This is a genomic window from Halobaculum saliterrae (assembly GCF_009831625.1).
GTDB lineage: Archaea > Halobacteriota > Halobacteria > Halobacteriales > Haloferacaceae > Halobaculum > Halobaculum saliterrae.
Map to the genome: position 1 here is coordinate 225,301 of NZ_WUUS01000004.1, position 13,532 is coordinate 238,832.

General features: G+C 72.1%; 15 protein-coding genes. 8 read left to right on the forward strand and 7 right to left on the reverse strand.

Annotated features, from left to right (window positions below; translation table 11 throughout):
* The 6 genes from GRX01_RS07885 to GRX01_RS07910 all read left to right on the forward strand — a co-directional run bounded on the left by GRX01_RS07885 (nt 1) and on the right by GRX01_RS07910 (nt 4,037).
* Entirely contained in the window at nt 1-387 is a 387-nt protein-coding gene (locus GRX01_RS07885) for a DUF7318 family protein (RefSeq protein WP_159665263.1), read from the forward strand.
* A 4-nt stretch (nt 388-391) separates the two neighbouring features.
* The gene (locus GRX01_RS07890) at nt 392-1,198 is read left to right on the forward strand and encodes a cytochrome b (protein ID WP_159665266.1); all 807 of its coding nucleotides are present in this window, start codon (nt 392-394) and stop codon (nt 1,196-1,198) included.
* Nucleotides 1,199-1,207: 9 nt separating this feature from the next.
* Complete coding sequence (locus GRX01_RS07895) at nt 1,208-1,981, forward strand: cytochrome bc complex cytochrome b subunit (protein WP_159665269.1); 774 nt, start codon at nt 1,208-1,210, stop codon at nt 1,979-1,981.
* A gap of 236 nt (nt 1,982-2,217) precedes the next feature.
* On the forward strand, nt 2,218-2,682 hold the full coding sequence (locus GRX01_RS07900) for a DUF7315 family membrane protein (RefSeq protein WP_159665272.1): 465 nt from the start codon (nt 2,218-2,220) through the stop codon (nt 2,680-2,682).
* A gap of 4 nt (nt 2,683-2,686) precedes the next feature.
* Complete coding sequence (locus tag GRX01_RS07905) at nt 2,687-2,950, forward strand: DUF7314 family protein (RefSeq protein ID WP_159665275.1); 264 nt, start codon at nt 2,687-2,689, stop codon at nt 2,948-2,950.
* 112 nt (nt 2,951-3,062) lie between these two features.
* Nucleotides 3,063-4,037: a cation diffusion facilitator family transporter gene (locus tag GRX01_RS07910; protein ID WP_159665278.1), complete on the forward strand. Its 975-nt coding sequence runs from the start codon at nt 3,063-3,065 to the stop codon at nt 4,035-4,037.
* 7 nt (nt 4,038-4,044) lie between these two features.
* Here the strand turns inward: GRX01_RS07910 and GRX01_RS07915 are convergent, their stop codons facing one another.
* From GRX01_RS07915 to GRX01_RS07925, 3 genes are all read right to left on the reverse strand, one after another.
* On the reverse strand, nt 4,045-4,506 hold the full coding sequence (locus tag GRX01_RS07915) for a hypothetical protein (RefSeq protein ID WP_159665281.1): 462 nt from the start codon (nt 4,504-4,506) through the stop codon (nt 4,045-4,047).
* Between the two features lie 113 nt (nt 4,507-4,619).
* Nucleotides 4,620-5,198 (reverse strand): S26 family signal peptidase, encoded by a 579-nt coding sequence (locus GRX01_RS07920; protein ID WP_321167966.1) that lies wholly within the window; start codon nt 5,196-5,198, stop codon nt 4,620-4,622.
* Between the two features lie 124 nt (nt 5,199-5,322).
* Complete coding sequence (locus GRX01_RS07925) at nt 5,323-6,573, reverse strand: tRNA (N(6)-L-threonylcarbamoyladenosine(37)-C(2))-methylthiotransferase (protein WP_159665284.1); 1,251 nt, start codon at nt 6,571-6,573, stop codon at nt 5,323-5,325.
* A gap of 145 nt (nt 6,574-6,718) precedes the next feature.
* On the opposite strand from GRX01_RS07925, the gene GRX01_RS07930 reads away from it, so the two are divergent.
* Nucleotides 6,719-7,906: an outer membrane protein assembly factor BamB family protein gene (locus GRX01_RS07930; RefSeq protein ID WP_159665287.1), complete on the forward strand. Its 1,188-nt coding sequence runs from the start codon at nt 6,719-6,721 to the stop codon at nt 7,904-7,906.
* 64 nt (nt 7,907-7,970) lie between these two features.
* Here GRX01_RS07930 and deoC read toward each other — a convergent pair whose 3' ends face one another.
* Nucleotides 7,971-8,663 (reverse strand): deoxyribose-phosphate aldolase, encoded by a 693-nt coding sequence (gene deoC / locus GRX01_RS07935; RefSeq protein WP_159665290.1) that lies wholly within the window; start codon nt 8,661-8,663, stop codon nt 7,971-7,973.
* A 133-nt stretch (nt 8,664-8,796) separates the two neighbouring features.
* On the opposite strand from deoC, the gene GRX01_RS07940 reads away from it, so the two are divergent.
* Entirely contained in the window at nt 8,797-9,657 is an 861-nt protein-coding gene (locus tag GRX01_RS07940) for a DUF63 family protein (RefSeq protein ID WP_159665293.1), read from the forward strand.
* Nucleotides 9,658-9,705: 48 nt separating this feature from the next.
* On the opposite strand, the gene GRX01_RS07945 is transcribed toward GRX01_RS07940, so the two are convergent.
* The 3 genes from GRX01_RS07945 to GRX01_RS07955 all read right to left on the reverse strand — a co-directional run bounded on the left by GRX01_RS07945 (nt 9,706) and on the right by GRX01_RS07955 (nt 13,530).
* On the reverse strand, nt 9,706-10,569 hold the full coding sequence (locus GRX01_RS07945) for an isoaspartyl peptidase/L-asparaginase (RefSeq protein WP_159665296.1): 864 nt from the start codon (nt 10,567-10,569) through the stop codon (nt 9,706-9,708).
* Between the two features lie 70 nt (nt 10,570-10,639).
* Nucleotides 10,640-11,452: a CDP-alcohol phosphatidyltransferase family protein gene (locus GRX01_RS07950; protein WP_159665299.1), complete on the reverse strand. Its 813-nt coding sequence runs from the start codon at nt 11,450-11,452 to the stop codon at nt 10,640-10,642.
* Complete coding sequence (locus GRX01_RS07955) at nt 11,449-13,530, reverse strand: aldo/keto reductase (RefSeq protein ID WP_321167967.1); 2,082 nt, start codon at nt 13,528-13,530, stop codon at nt 11,449-11,451. The genes GRX01_RS07950 and GRX01_RS07955 overlap by 4 nt, the downstream gene beginning before the upstream one ends.
* Between the last annotated feature and the right edge of the window lie 2 nt (nt 13,531-13,532).

Sequence of the window (13,532 nt, forward strand, 5' to 3'; positions counted from 1 at the left end):
ATGTCAAGCACCGGATCAACCTACGGCGACATCCATCGCTACGAACCGGCGCGCGAGAGCACCGCCGCGGCCATCGCTATCGTCCTCCTGACGATCGTGGAGGTCGTGTTCGTGTTCATGTTCACCTACGGCCTCGTCAACGGCTGGGGCCTCTCGGACACGGGGAACATGTTCCTCGGCGGCATCCTCGCGGTGGTCTTCATCGACCTCGCGTTCATCCTGGCGCTGTACCGCAAGGAGTTCCTCCCGGACGTCGTGATCGTCAAGAAACGGCGTCGCAAGTGGGAGGACCTCTACATCCGTGAGGACGACGTGGACGGAACCGACCTCGGCGGCGACGCGTGGGAGCAGGTGAAACGCGCCGTCTACCCCTACTACAAACGGTGAGACGATGAGTCTGGAAAAGAAAGACGAGTACGACCACAAGAACTGGCTCGAGAGCAAGGACCTCACGCCGGTGGAGGCGACGTTCCTCACCGCGCTCATCTGGGTCGACAAGCGTCTCCGCATCGTCGACTACCTCGAACTGCTGGAGTCGCTGTACTACCGGTCGAACCTCCAGATGCCGAAGTCCCACACGGAGCAGTACGACCTGGACAACAAGTTCTGGTACTGGTACGCGCTGTACACGCTGGGCTTCTTCAGCACGCTCGCGTACGTCGTGGCGGCGATATCGGGCGCCCTACTGGGGTTCTACTACGTCCCGGCTGTCGGATCGGCGGGACCGGGCGAGGCGTCGATCGCGTACAGCCAGATCGCGTTCATCATGCGCGACCTCCAGTTCGGCTTCATGCTGCGCTCCATCCACCGGTGGTCCGCGCAGGTGATGACTGCCGCGGTCTTCCTGCACATGCTGCGCGTCTACTTCACTGGCGCGTACAAGGAGCCGCGCGAACTGAACTGGCTGCTCGGCATCGTGCTCATCTCGCTGACGATGGTGTTCGGGTACTCCGGATACCTCCTGCCGTGGGACCAGCTGGCGTTCTGGGCCGGCCAGATCGGCGTCGAGATGAGCCTCTCGATCCCGCTCATCGGCGAGTGGGTCGCTCAGCTCCTGTTCGGCGGGTTCTCGCTGAGCCAGGCGACGCTGCAGCGCATGTACATCCTGCACGTGTTCCTGCTCCCGTTCGTGGTGACGGCGCTCATCGCGCTCCACATCGGCATCGTGTGGGTGCAGGGCATCGCGGAGCCGCACTAAGCCAAACCAATGACCGACGACACCACCAACACGGACGACGAACCGCGGACGGACGGCGGCGGTACCGGCATCGTCGCGCCGGACGACGAGACCCCGACGTGGCGCGAGCGCAAGGAGCGCACCGAGGGGCTCTCCCGGCTGACGTACGAGTACTTCGAGCGTGCGCGCAGCGAGGACGAGTCGCTGCGCCGCGAGTCCGACTACGTCGAGCGCGACGTGCTCGCGTTCCCGACGTGGCCCCACGAGACGGTCCGCAACCTCGCGCTCACCAGCTTCTTCGTCGGGATGATCATCTTCCTGTCGGCGACGCTGCCGCCGCACATCGGCAACCCGGCGAACCCGAACTCCACGCCGGCGATCATCCTGCCCGACTGGTACCTCTACTGGTCGTTCGGGCTGCTCAAGCTCGGCCCGCTCAACCCCGAGCTCGCCATTCTCGGCGGACAGAAGCTGATGGCCGACCGCACGTACGGCGTGCTCACGAACGGCGTCGTCGTCGGCGCCATCGCCATCGTCCCCTTCATCAACAAGGGGAGCGCGCGTCGGCCCGTCGAACAACCGTTCTGGGCGGCCGTCGGCATGTTCGGCGTGACGCTCGCGTTCACGCTGTCGATGCTGTCGGTGAAGAACCTCATGCCGATGAACGTCGACCTGCTGTTCGACCTGACGTTCCTCGTCCCGCCGATCGTCGCCGCGATCACCTACGCGGTGCTGAAGACGATGCGGGAGGGATACATGTACGACCTCAATCGGCGGTACTACCGGCTGCGCCCCCCGAAGTAGGGACCGCGCCGGCCCGCCACGCCCCGTCCCGCCTCTTCGATTCGCCGTCCGTTCCGTTCCCGTCTCCGTCCGTCCCGTCCGATATCTCCCCGATCGCACGACGACCATCCTCGCGTCCGCCATGACTCCTCGTGTCCGCTGTAAGTGCCCTCGTCCGCCGGGATGCCGCGCCTTCGAACGACTCCCGAACGGGCGATGCCGCAGGACATAGTACCGTCGAGCCCTTCCGACGAGACATGAGCGATACGTCCCCCGAGGGGGACACCGTGGCCGTGTCAGACGACGGTCCGCCGGGGACGACCGCGAGCGCCGACGCCGCGTCCACACGGGACGACGCGTCCGAGCCCGACGCGCCGGTCGCGAGCGGCGAGGGTCGCGCCCGGGACGTGGTCGTGCCGATCGCGCTGTACAAGCGGGTCACCGCGTACTCGACGCTGGCGGCGGTCGTCGCGGTCGTTCTCGGGTTCGTCATGCTCGATGCGGCGACGCTGCAGGTGTCGTTGACGCGGCGGTTCGTGGTGGCCGCCGCGGGTACCGTCGGGATCGTCCCGCCGGAGACCCTCCTGACTGCGTTGTTCTCTGTCGCCGGATTGGGGTTGATCGCGTTCGGCGCCGGCGTGTACGTGCTCGGATCGCGGTTCCGCGCGGCCGGGATGAGCGCGGGGAACGGAAACGCTCAAGACGGCGACGACGAAGTGTAGGACAATGGCAGACGAGTTCATCAAGGGCCTCGGGCTGTTCTGCGGCGCGGGCCTCGCGTGGATGGTGCTCGCGGGCTGGTACCGGACGCCCTCGTTCGAGAGCCCCAAGCAGTTGATCGCGGCGCCCCCCGAGCCGAATTCCGTCTTCGACGCCATCGGCATCTTCCTCAACGACGTGTTCTTCTGGACGGCGATCATCGGCGCGTTGACGTTCTGGGTGCTGATCCCGGCCGTCAACCAGGTCCGCGAGTCGTCCTCCTCGGCGTAACCCCTCGTCGTAACCCATCGTATCGACGAACCAGCCGCGACTGCTCCGACGCCGTCGCCCGATTCGATCACCCGTGCGGAGCGTTTTTCATCGCCCGGGGTCCCACACCGGTATGGACCGCCGCGCGACCGTCCGCCGGGTGGGCGTCGTCATCCTCGTCGTCAACCTGCTGTTGGCGGTCGCGAAGGCGATCGTCTGGCAGGTGACCGGGAGCCTGGCGGTGGGTTCGGAGGCGGTGAACTCCGTCGCGGACGTGGCGTACTCCGCGGTGGTGGTCGCGGGACTGTTCCTCACGACGCAGCCGCCGGACTTCGAACATCCGCACGGCCACGAGCGCATCGAGCCGTTCGTCTCGCTGTTCGTCGCGGCGGGGGTGTTCGTCGCGGGGATCGGGGTCGCCTACTCCGGCGTCACGGCGCTCGTCTCCGCCGGGCCGCCGCGAACGGTCACCGGCGGCCCCCTTGCGATCGCCGTGCTCGTCGCCACGGGCGCGGTGAAGCTCCTCCTGTACCGCTACTGCGTGCGCGTCGGCCGCCGGCGGGACTCCCCGGCGCTGGTCGCGACCGCCCTCGACAACCGCAACGACACGTTCACGGCGCTGGCGGCGCTGATCGGGGTTCTCGGGGCGACGGCGGGATTCCCGCTGCTCGACCCGCTTGCGGCGGTGGCCGTCTCCGTCGGCATCCTCTACACGGGCTATGAGATCGTCCGCGACAACGTCGGCTACCTCGTCGGCGCGGCCCCCCCGGAGGATCTCCGTGCGGAGATCCTCGATCGGGCGCTCTCCCACCCGGAGGTCCGGGGCGCCCACGACGTGGTCGCCCACTACGTCGGGCCCGAGGTCGACGTGAGCCTCCACATCGAGGTCGAGGGCGAGCGCTCGCTGTTCGAGGCCCACGACATCGAGACCGAGGTGGTGGACTCGATCCGGTCGATAGCCGCCGTCGACGACGTGTTCGTCCACGTCGACCCGAAGGAACTGGGCGAGTGGAAGGAGGCGGACGACGTGCGGATCGCCGCCGAGGAGGTCACCGAGGGGGACGAGCAGGAGGCGGACGTCCGGCCGCCGGACGCCACGGACCGGTAGGCCACGGTCAGTAGAAGTTCACCCGTCGGTCGTCATCGCTCGACAGCGACACCGATGGATCCGCCTGGTCGACGGTCGACTCGCCCGAGACGCCCGTCTCGATCCGCGCGGCCATTCGACTCGCCGCACGGAGCGCCGCCGCCAGTTCCTCGCGGTCGTCGCCGGTCGCGGGGACGTCCGCGACGACGGTTCGACGGCCGGCGACGCGGTCCCGTTCGTGGACGACGAGCGCCTCGTCGCCGTCGGCGCCCGCGTCGGAGATCACGAGGTCGCGGGGGTAGTCGTCGTGCCCGAGGGTGACGCCGTCGGCGGGAAGCCGGTCCTCGAACTGCACCACCTCGGTGCCGACGCGCCAGCCCGCGGGGACGAGCGCGTCGACCGGGATCTCGTGGAGGGTGTCCCGGAGAGTGCGCTGGGTCCGCGTCGCGCTCAGGTCGCCCGCGCGGTCCCCGCCGCGAGGCCGAGTCATGCATGTCAATTCGTTGGCGTCCGACATGAATCCGGCGGTCGTTCGGGTGGGGAGCTCGTCGCCGTCGGCGTCGCCCGGGCGTTCCCGAGGATCCCGGAAACCCTCCCGGCGTCTCAGGCGCCGGTGAGCGCGAGCCGAACGTGGCCGAGCAGCGGGATCCTGACGCGCGCCTCCGCTCGGATCCGGTCTGCGGTGACGATCGGCGAGTTCCCGTTCACCTGGTCGTACCGGTCGTTGGCGTCGCCCTTCGTGACGAACCCCGTCCGCGGCGCCGGACACCGGGTCAACTCCGTGCAGGAGTCGACTCCGGGCGGGAGGTACTCCGGGTTCGCCTCGCCGTACCAGTTCTCCCCGCGCTCGACGTGGAAGTGCGCTCGATGGATGATCGGCGTCCCGGGAAGCGCGGGGGAGGAGAACACGATCACGTCGCCGCGCGCGCCGAGCGTCCGGCTTCCGGACGGTGCGCCGTGGGCCGTTCGGACGCCGGCGGCCGTCCCGTCGGCGCCGAAGCGGGCCGGCTCGGAGACGACGATCAGGTCGCCCCGTTCCATGTGCGGCTCCATGCTCCCCGACTGGACGGCCACCATCGGCGGCCACACGCCGACGAGGGCGAACAGCAGCGCCGCGACGACGGCCACCGCGAGCGCCGTGCTCGCGGCGTCGCGGACGACCTGCCGGAGGGCACGGATCACGACCGGAGGTACGACCGGGAGGGAATCAGTCTTCGGGTCGGACGGGGTTCGACCGCCCGACACGCGAGCGTACGGCCGGCGTTCGACCGCCCGACACGCGAGCGTACGGCCGGCGTTCGCCGCGTCAGACCGGCTCGCCGAAGGCGTACATCGTGTTCTGTCCGGTGATCTCCACGTCGAGGAAGTCGCCGGGCTCGACGCCGTGCTCGTCGGCGTGCTGGACGATCACCTGCCGGTAGGCGCCGTCGCGACACTTGACGGAGTCGCCGGTGCCCTCCTCGACGACGAGCACGCGGCGGGAGGAGCCGACCATCGACTCGTACGCCTCGCCGACGATCTCGCGCTTGGCCGCGCTCATCTCCTTCGAGCGGTCCTTCTTCGTCTGGCCGCCCAACCCCTTCAGATCGGCCGCCTCGGTGCCCGGGCGCTTGGAGAACCGGGTGACGTTCACCTTCTCGGGGCGGATCTCCCTGAGCAGCGCCATCGACTGCTCGTGGTCGTGATCGGTTTCGGTGGGGAACCCGACGATGAAGTCCGTCGAGAGCGTCCACTCGTCGAGGCGCTCGTCGAACGTCTCGACGATCTCGAGGAACTCCTCGACGCGGTGTTGCCGGCGCATCTCCTCGAGCACCTCGTCGCTGCCGGACTGGACCGGGAGGTGGATGAAGTCGTACAGCTTCTCGTTGCGGGCGAACACGTCGGCCAGTTCCTCGCGGATGCCGTGGATGCCGCCCGGGTTCGCCATCCCGACGCGCACGCGGAACTCGCCGTCGATGTCGCAGATGCGGTCGAGCAGCTCGGGAAGCTTCCGCTCGCCCTCGTCCCAGCCGTACACGCCGGTGTCCTGCCCGGTGACCCGGATCTCGGTGGCGCCGGCGTGGACGAGCGCCCGGGCCTTCTCGACGTTCTCGGCGACGGGCGGGGAGTCGATGCGGCCGGTCGCGAACTTCGTGATGCAGTACGAGCAGTTGCTCATACAGCCGCGGGCGATCGGGAGGATGCCGACCTGTCCGTCGAGGACGGGGGCGGTCCCCTCGGTCGGCGTCGGGCACTCGCCGTTCATGACGGCCGTGGGGACGTCCTCCCAATGGAGCACCTGCGCGTCCACGTCCGCCTCGGCGAACTGTTCGCCCTGCGCGAGCGCCATGCAGCCGGTGACGATGAGATCGGCCGTCTCGTCGGACAGCTCCTCGGCCCGTCGGAGCATGTTGCGCTCGGTCTTCTCGACGACGGTGCAGGTGTTGAGGATGGCCACGTCCGCCTCGGCCGGCCCGTCCACCGGGCGGTGGCCGCCGTCGCGGAGCCGTCGCTCGATCTCGCGGCTCTCACCCCGGTTGGACGTGCAGCCGTAGGTCTCGATGTGGTACGTCGCCATTCGCTTGGACGGATCTTCCCGCGAGCGAGGTTAAGGGGTGCGGTCCGGGGAGAGTGTGTGGTTCGGGGCGACGGGCCGATTCGCTCCGATCGGCCTCACGGATGGGAAACGGATATACGCCGTCCGTCGAAGGATCCGTCGAACGATGCCCTCGCGTCGCCGGTTCCTCACCGGGCTCGCCGCCGCCGGAGCCGCGGGACTGGCGGGCTGTTCCGGGGGTGGCTCCCGGGGCACGAACTTCTCGCCGGGGCGCGAGTCGAACACGGAGTGGCCGCTCCCGGGACACGGCGCGCGCGCGAGGAGTTACGTCCCCGACGCCGTCGCCCCGCGCACGCCGCCGGCCGAGCGCTGGCGCGCGGAGACGGGACGGGCGGTCGGGCGCGTCGTCGTCGCCGACGGAACGGCGTTCGTCCCGGCCGAGGACGGCCTGCACGCCCTCGGACTGCGGGACGGCGAGGAGCGCTGGCGCGCCTCGATCAGGCCGTACGGGGTGGCCGTCGACGACGGCGTCGCGTACGCCTCGAGCCGATCGGAGCCGCTGGTGTACGCCTTCGAGGCCGACACCGGCGAGGTGCGCTGGCGCGCCGAGACGAGCGGCGACTTCGCGGTCGCGCCGCTGCCAGCGCCCGCCGGCGACGCGGTGATCGTCGGCGACACCGACGGACGAGTCGCGGCGCTGGCGCCCCGGACGGGGGAGCCGCGCTGGACGTTCGACGCGTTCACCGGCGTCTACTCGATGGCCGCGCGCGACGACCGGATCTACGTCGGGACCACCGGCGGCGAGGCGTACGAGCTGCACGTCGTCGAGGAGGAGCCGGGCGACCCCCGCGGCGTCCCGCTATGGCGCCGCAAGCTCCCCGGCACCGTCCGCGCGCTGACGGCGGCGCCCGAGTCGGTGTACGCGGCCACCTTCGGCGGCGGGCTCCTCCGGCTCGCGACGGGACCCGCGGCCGGCCGCACGGAGTGGCACGCGCCGGACGCGCCGACGGTGACGGACGCGCTCGTGCACGCCGGCGGGCTCGTCGCCGGCGCGGGGTCGGAGGGCGTCTCCGCGTTCGGCGCCGCCGACGGCGCGCCGCGGTGGCGCGTCGCCGTCGACCGCGTCGCCCCGGTGTCTCCGGCGATCGCCGCGGGGGACACGCTGTACGTCGGCGTCGGCGGGGCGCTCCGGGCGTACGCGCTCGGCGGGGGCGTCGGCGTCGGCCCCTACCGGGCGGACATGCAGCGGTGGCGTCGTGACCTGTCCGTCAGAACCCTCGCGATCGCCGACGGCGCGCTCGTCGTCGCGTCCGACGACCTCGACGGCTCGCCGGGCGTCGTCGTGCTGGAGTGATCGCCGGCGGTGCGCGCCGTCGGGGCCGTCGGCGGTCCCGTTCCCCCGTCGAGGCTCGAACCGCTCAGGCGTCCGGGTGGCCGCTGACGATGGCGGCGCCCGAGGACGCGCCGATCCGGACGGCGCCCGCATCCAGCATCGCGATCGCCTCCTCGTAGCTGCCGACGCCGCCGCTGGCCTTCACCGGGAGGTACTCGCTCATCAACTCCACGTCGGCGACGGTCGCGCCCCCGTCCGCGAAGCCGGTGGCGGTCTTCACCATCGCGGCGTCGGCGTCGCGGGCGGCAGCGCACGCCCGCCGCTTCTCCTCGTCGGTGAGCAGCGCCGTCTCGATGATCACCTTCACCGGAAGGGGGACGGCGGCGACGATCTCGGCGATCTCCTCGCGGACCGTGTCGTCGTCGCCCGCCTTCAGGCGGCCGACGTTGATCACGAGGTCGAGTTCGTCGGCGCCCGCACGCCAGGCGTCCTCCGCCTCGGCGCGCTTGGCGGCCGGAGTGTGCTGTCCGTGGGGGAAACCGATCACCGTCGCGGTCGTCACGTCCGGGGCGTACTCGACGGCTTCGGCGACGTAACACGGGGGAATACAGGCGTTCATGCCGTGCTCGGCCGCCTCGTCGAGGACGCGCTCCACGTCCGCGAGCGTCGTCTCCGGCCCGAGCACGGTGTGATCGATGGTCGCGGCGAACTCCCCCAGCGAGAGGGACGTGGGGTCGTCGATGGCGTGCGCGTCGGCGGCGTCGTCGGCGTCAGTCATGTCGGTCACTCCGACGCGCCGCCCGGAAAAGCTACCGAGTGGCGGCGATCGCGACTCGCGAGGCGGGCCTCGACGCGAGCGAACGCGCGCCGACTTCCCCAACGCTTTCACTCGCCGACACGCCCCCACGAACATGGACGCCTTCGCCCTCTCCCTCGCCCGCCGGCCCTCGACCCCGGGACAGGTGCTCCCGGCCGGCTTCGGGCTGCCGCCGTTGCCGTACCTCCTCGCGCTCGCGGTCGTGCTCGCGGGCGTCGCCCTCGGCCTCCGGCGACGCGACCCCGACTTCGGCGGGCGCCACGTGCTTGCGCTGGTGCCGTGGATGTGCGTCGGCGCCGCCGGCCACGTCCTGTACGCCCTCGGCGCGCTCCCGAGCGCACTCACGCCGCTGTTCGGCACGCCGAGCGCGTACCTCACGACCGCGGCGATCGCGGGGGTCGTGTGGCTCGTCGCGCTCTCCCTCGACCGCGCGGACGATGCCCTCGCGCTCGGCGTCGCCGGCGCGGTCGCGCTGGTCCCGGCGGTCGCCGGCGTCGTCGACCACGGGCTCTCGAACGGAACCCTCTCCCCGGCCCTCCCGGCTGCGGGGCTCGTCGGCGGCGCCGCCCTCGGCGTCGGCGCCGGGGCGTTGCTGTACCGCGTTCGCGAGCCGGCCCGGATCGCCGGCCGCGCGGGCCTCCTCGCGGTCGCCGCCCACGGCGTCGACGGCGTCACGACCGCCGTGGGCATCGACCTGCTCGGCTTCGGCGAGCGCACGCCCGCCTCGCGGCTGATCATCGAGTTCGCGGCCGGCCTGCCCACGGCCGACGCGCTCGGCGCCGGCTGGCTGTTCGTGCTCGTGAAGCTCGCGGTCGCGTGTCTGGTCGTCGTCGCCGTCGCGCCGACCGTCCGCGAGGAGCCGCGCTATGGGCACGCCCTGCTCGCGCTCGTAACGGCCGTCGGGTTGGGCCCCGGCGTCCACAACGCGCTGCTGTTCACAGTGGAAGTCGCGTAGAAACGCGTCGAACCCGTCCGAGGAGGTGAGCGTGTCGAACGTCGCAGGCTACTCCGAGGTCGCGACGCTCGTCTGCATCCCCTCCGAGTTGTACGCCGACCCGGCGCCCGCCTCGTCGAGGACGATGACGCCCGCCGAGGAGCCGGTCAGCTCCCCGAACTCCGCGATCGCGCGGTCGGCCGCCGCCTGCGCGTCCAGCCCGTTCTCCAGGTGGCGAACCGCCCGGCGCGTCAGCGTCGCCTTCGCGATGTCCTCGCCGGCGCCGGTGGCGCTGGCGCCGCCGGCGGGCGCACAGAAGAAGCCCGAGCCGATCTGGGGCACGTCGCCGACGCGCCCCGCGAGCGCGAACGTCCGTCCGCCGGTAGAGGTACAGGCGGCGAACGTCCCCGTCTCGGGGTCGTGGGCGACCGCTCCGACGGTGTCGTGGCCGCCGAACTTCTCGTCCAGCCACTCCAGGTGGGCCTTCGGCCCGGCGTCGTGCGCCGGCGGGTCGGCGTCCTCGTAGTCCGCGCGGCCGTCGTCGGTCAGCAGCTCCCGCTCGACTTCGATTCCGAAATCGTCGGCGAGATCGACCGCGTGGACGCCCGAGACGAACACGTGGGGCGTCTCCTCCATGACGACGCGCGCGACGCCGGCCGCGTTGGCGACGCCCGGCATCGACGCGACGGCGCCGGCCTCGCGCTCGTCGGTCATGATCCCCGCGTCCGTGCGGACGACGCCGTCCGACTGGACCGCGCCGCCGTAGCCGGCGTTGAATCGGGGCGACTCCTCCAGCACCTCGACCGCCGAGACGACAGCGTCGACGACACCCGACTCGCCCGCGCCGGTCTCGGCCGCCTCGTCGAGGATCGCCTGTCGGGGCTCCGGTTCGTCCGGGACGCCGCCCGCGCCGCCGTGGCAGATGACTCGCATGGGAGTCCCGGCGGCGTCGCCCCGCATCAATCCACGGGAACCGGCGCGGCGGGGGGACGCGTGGCGGGAATCAGTCGTCGCCGGCGCCGGTCACGTCGCCCGCGGTTTCGGATCCCTCGCTGCCGGTTCCGTTCGACCTGTCGCCCTCGCCCCCGATGCGCCCCGCGACGACGAGGTAGTCCCGCGCGAACACCGCGAGCGAGGGGACGACGACCACGGCGGCGATCACGGCGACCACCGAGGGCGGGAGCACGGGCGCGAGCGCGACGGCGATGAACGCCATCTGAACCCCCGCGAGCGGTCGTCGCACCCGGCTCGGCGGGAGGTCGAACACGGGGAGGCCATGTCGCTGCCGTCGCCAGCGACCCAGCTTGAACAGGTAGCGCGCGGCCGACAGCGACAGGTACCAGATCGGGATCCGTCCCCACGCGACCCCCGCCAGCGGCGCGACGAGGAACCCGAGCGTGTCGGTCCCCATGTCCAGTTTCTCCCCGAGGACGGTCGGATGACCGAGTCGGCGCGCGACCGCGCCGTCGACGGCGTCCAGCGCCGCGCCCGACCCGTACAGCAGCGCCGGCGCCCACGCCCAGGTCCCCGAGATCGGCCCGGTCAGGACGAACCCCGCGACGCCGGCGTACAACAGCCCCCGCCCGAGCGTCACCGCGTTCGCGACGCCGAGGCCGTCGGCGACCGCGTTCGGGTCGCCGGGCGGATGGTTCAGGCCGGTTCGACGGGAGAGGAACACGGCCTCCCAGGCGACGACGACCGCCGCCGGAAGGAGCCACGCGCCGGCGGCCTCGGGGCCGATCCCGGCGGTTACCGCGCCGGCGCCGACCGCGAGTCCGATCGCGAGCACCGCCGAGACGACCGGGACGGGGGTCATCGCTCGAAGTCCGGGTCGGCGAGCGCGTCGAGGCGCTCGCGCTGGTCGGTGGTCAGTTCGACCCGCGCGGCCGCGAGGTTCGAGACGACGTGCTCGGGGTCGGTGCTTGCCGGGATCGGGACGACGCCGGCGGCGACGTTCCACGCGAGGACGACCCCCGCGGGCGTCGCGTCCGCCTCAGCGGCGACCGCGGTCACGACGGGATCGTCGAGCAGTCCCGGCGCCGACAACGGGGAGTGCGCGACCACCCGGATCCCCCGGTCGTGGCACCAGTCGACGAGGTCTACCTTCGGCGCGTACGGGTGGCGCTCCACCTGCACGAGCGCCGGCTCGATATCCGTCTCGGCGACGAGGTCGCGTAGGTCGTCCAGACCGACGTTGCAGATGCCGATGGTTCGGGTGAGCCCCTCCTCGCGGAGCGCGGCGAGGTCGCGCCAGGTGTCCGCGAGGTCGCGGTCGACGGTCGCGCGCTCCCCCTCGTCGGTCTCCGGGAACGCGAGCCGCTCCTGCTCCTCGACGGGGCGCTCGGCCAGCTCGCGGAGCGGTCCCTGATACGCCCAGGCGTCCGGCCAGTGGAGCGCGTAGCAGTCGAACGCGTCGACGCCAAGTTCCGACAGCGACCCCTCACACGCCTCGCGGAGGTGCCCGTGGTTCGTGTTCCACGCCTTCCCGAGCAGGAACACCCCCTCGCGGTCGGGCGTCCCCGGCGACGCGAGCAGGTCGCCGATCCGCGACTCGTTGCCGTACAGCTCCGCCGAGTCGAGCAGGCGGTACCCCGCGTCCAGCGCGGTGCCGATCGACTCGATCCGGTCGACGTACTCCTCCCCCCGGTAGCGTGAGCAGCCGAATCCCACCGGGGGGAGACGGAGCGCGGCGCCGTCGGGAACCCCGGACGCGGGCGGACGGACGGTCGGGGCCGACCGGGACCCGACGGCCGCGAGCGCGGCGAGGTCGCCGAGGTCGCGGTCGTCACACACGGTCGCGTCGACGCCGCCGACCGCATGACCCGTCCCGTCCGATCCCGTCGTGTCCGGTTCGGTCGCCGCCGCCTCGATCGCGGCGCAGACGGCGACGACGTGGGCCGCGCGCCGCGCCGACGCTCGCGGGCGATCGCCGCGGTCGACCGCCCGGGCGAGCCGTTCGGGGCCGTCGAGGTGCGAGCGCTCGCGTCGCGGGCGCGGATGGGGCGCGGACACCGACCCGCGGTCGCCCCCGCGGACCCGGACCGCGTCGCGGTCGGCGGCCATCGCGCCGGCGTCCGCCAGATACAGGGTGCCGTCGTCGCCGTGACACTCCAGCGAGTAGAACTCCCGGCTGCGGTGGTCGGCGTACAGGCTCGCCCGCAGGGAGACGACCGGCCCGTCGGCGAACTCGACGGTCGCCTCGACGTGCGCGGGCGCCTCCGGCCGGCGTTCCTCGCGGTCGGGCCAGGCGTCGACGGCGTCGGCCGAGCGCACCCGCGCGACGGGGCCGAACCAGTCGACGAGGACCGACAGCGGGTACACCGCCCCGTCGAACAGCGGGCCGACCGCGAGGAAGGAGTCGGGTCGCTCGTGCCACTCGGTCACGCGGCCGACGTGAGCCGTCGCATACACGAGCCTCACGTCGCCGAGGCGGCCGTCCGACAGGAGCGTCCGCGCGTGGCGCTGGGCGTCGCAGTCGGGAGCGATCGGCGCACAGCCGAGCGCGAGGTCGCGCTCGCGGGCGAGCCGGAGGAGATCGCCGGCTTCCGCCGGATCGAGCGCCAGCGGCTTCTCGGAGAAGACGTGTCTCCCCGCCGCCAGACAGGTCCGCGTCACCTGCGCGTGGGCGGCGTGGCTCGTGAGGTTCACGACGACCGGGGCCGACTCGGCGTCGAGCATCGCGTCGAGGTCGGCGTAGACGGCGGGGGATCCCGCGTCCGATCCCGCGTTCTCTCCGGGCTCCGTCTCGGACTCCGATCCCGTCACCGTCCGCGCGAGCGACGCGGCGCGGTCGCGATCGGTGTCACAGACGGCCGCGAGCGACAGTCGAGAGCCGCCGAGGTCGGCCGCGTACTGGCGGGCGACCGCGCCGGCGCCGACGAACAGACAGTCCACGT

What these genes read in the sequence shown, in the direction of transcription:
- GRX01_RS07885 (WP_159665263.1), top strand. Translation starts at nt 1, where the DNA reads ATGTCAAGCACCGGATCAACCTACGGCGACATCCATCGCTACGAACCG.
- GRX01_RS07890 (WP_159665266.1), top strand. Translation starts at nt 392, where the DNA reads ATGAGTCTGGAAAAGAAAGACGAGTACGACCACAAGAACTGGCTCGAG.
- GRX01_RS07895 (WP_159665269.1), top strand. Translation starts at nt 1,208, where the DNA reads ATGACCGACGACACCACCAACACGGACGACGAACCGCGGACGGACGGC.
- GRX01_RS07900 (WP_159665272.1), top strand. Translation starts at nt 2,218, where the DNA reads ATGAGCGATACGTCCCCCGAGGGGGACACCGTGGCCGTGTCAGACGAC.
- GRX01_RS07905 (WP_159665275.1), top strand. Translation starts at nt 2,687, where the DNA reads ATGGCAGACGAGTTCATCAAGGGCCTCGGGCTGTTCTGCGGCGCGGGC.
- GRX01_RS07910 (WP_159665278.1), top strand. Translation starts at nt 3,063, where the DNA reads ATGGACCGCCGCGCGACCGTCCGCCGGGTGGGCGTCGTCATCCTCGTC.
- GRX01_RS07915 (WP_159665281.1), bottom strand. Translation starts at nt 4,506, where the DNA reads ATGACTCGGCCTCGCGGCGGGGACCGCGCGGGCGACCTGAGCGCGACG.
- GRX01_RS07925 (WP_159665284.1), bottom strand. Translation starts at nt 6,573, where the DNA reads ATGGCGACGTACCACATCGAGACCTACGGCTGCACGTCCAACCGGGGT.
- GRX01_RS07930 (WP_159665287.1), top strand. Translation starts at nt 6,719, where the DNA reads ATGCCCTCGCGTCGCCGGTTCCTCACCGGGCTCGCCGCCGCCGGAGCC.
- deoC (WP_159665290.1), bottom strand. Translation starts at nt 8,663, where the DNA reads ATGACTGACGCCGACGACGCCGCCGACGCGCACGCCATCGACGACCCC.
- GRX01_RS07940 (WP_159665293.1), top strand. Translation starts at nt 8,797, where the DNA reads ATGGACGCCTTCGCCCTCTCCCTCGCCCGCCGGCCCTCGACCCCGGGA.
- GRX01_RS07945 (WP_159665296.1), bottom strand. Translation starts at nt 10,569, where the DNA reads ATGCGAGTCATCTGCCACGGCGGCGCGGGCGGCGTCCCGGACGAACCG.
- GRX01_RS07950 (WP_159665299.1), bottom strand. Translation starts at nt 11,452, where the DNA reads ATGACCCCCGTCCCGGTCGTCTCGGCGGTGCTCGCGATCGGACTCGCG.